The organism is Vibrio sp. Vb0888, from assembly GCF_033338835.1.
GTDB classification, from domain to species: domain Bacteria; phylum Pseudomonadota; class Gammaproteobacteria; order Enterobacterales; family Vibrionaceae; genus Vibrio; species Vibrio alginolyticus.
The window spans coordinates 1-1,098 of the sequence record NZ_JAWOTL010000284.1 but is presented as its reverse complement, the minus strand read 5'-3'; the positions used below and the strand labels follow the sequence as shown (position 1 = coordinate 1,098).

The window sequence follows — 1,098 nt, the reverse complement described above, 5'->3', positions numbered from 1 at the left end:
CGACAATAGCGCAACACCCCCACTTTGTTATGCGATTCTAGCATTCTCATGCTCGGCAGCTTTTCTTCATCGAGTAAGTTAAACACACAGCCTATTCGAGCCGCTCGATACATCTTCTCAATCATTTCAATCGTATGATTGGCATTGCTCGATTTGTAGTTTAATGAACCTGACGCAAACACATAATCACTTTGAGGAAGAACAAGCTTAGAAAAGTCGCCACAAATGAAATTAACAGGCGGTTTAAAAGCTTTCTTTCTGGCCTTTGTGATGAACTGCTTCTGCTGATCAATGCCGACATAGCGCGCTGGATATTGATTCTGGCTCTCAATATATTCAAGCAGATCACCAAAGCCACAGCCAATATCGAGAATACTAACTGCCTCTAAACAAAGGCTACGAGTCAGCGCTTCAAATCGGCTGATTTGGCTATATTCGTCCTGCCAACCCAGCGTACGCGCTTTATCATTACCAAATTGTTTGTAACGCTTGCGGTGGTAGTTGGCAATCTTCAATCTATCGAGCCACTTCATTTATCTCCCCTCTTGCTCACTACAGGCACAATGATCAAATTAAATGGGTAAACAGCCATTTCCTTTTACCTGCCGAATAGCAAGGTGTGTGTGGATGTCTTTGACGTTTTCTAACCTTTGCAGCTTTCTCGTGAAGCTTTCGTATCCGGGAAGATCTTTACTGACCACTTCCAATAAATAATCGTAAGCGCCAGATACGACGTGACAAGAAATCACCTCATCCATATCGACGATTGCGGTTTCAAACTCATCGATTGACGACGCTTGGTGATTATTCAAACTCACTTCAACGAACACCGTCATCGCAATGCCTACTGCGCCACGTGAGATCATTGCTCGATATCCGCTGATAACCCCTTCTTGTTCAAGACGTTTTAAGCGCCTCGCACATGGTGAAGCAGAGAGCCCTACTTGGTCAGCAAGCTCCGCTGTCGTTAATGTGGCGTCTTTCTGTATGAGATGAAGTAACTGCCTATCAATTTTGTCCATGCCAACTCCCTTTGCCAAAAATCACTAAATTGAATTAATTGAACGCAGTTTAACACCAATATTGAAACAAAGTACG

Annotated in this window: 2 protein-coding genes; both read right to left on the bottom strand. The window is 43.5% G+C overall.

Features of this window, described 5'->3' with window-relative positions:
• Positions 1-533 (bottom strand): class I SAM-dependent methyltransferase (locus R7P72_RS25660; RefSeq protein ID WP_318111052.1); only part of this gene is annotated, 533 nt, incomplete at its 3' end.
• A 39-nt stretch (positions 534-572) separates the two neighbouring features.
• Positions 573-1,022, bottom strand: coding sequence for an Lrp/AsnC family transcriptional regulator (locus tag R7P72_RS25655; protein WP_005485150.1), 450 nt, complete (start codon positions 1,020-1,022; stop codon positions 573-575).
• Between the last annotated feature and the right edge of the window lie 76 nt (positions 1,023-1,098).

Coding starts and splice junctions, on each gene's coding strand:
- R7P72_RS25655 (WP_005485150.1), bottom strand. CDS start 1,022: ATGGACAAAATTGATAGGCAGTTACTTCATCTCATACAGAAAGACGCC.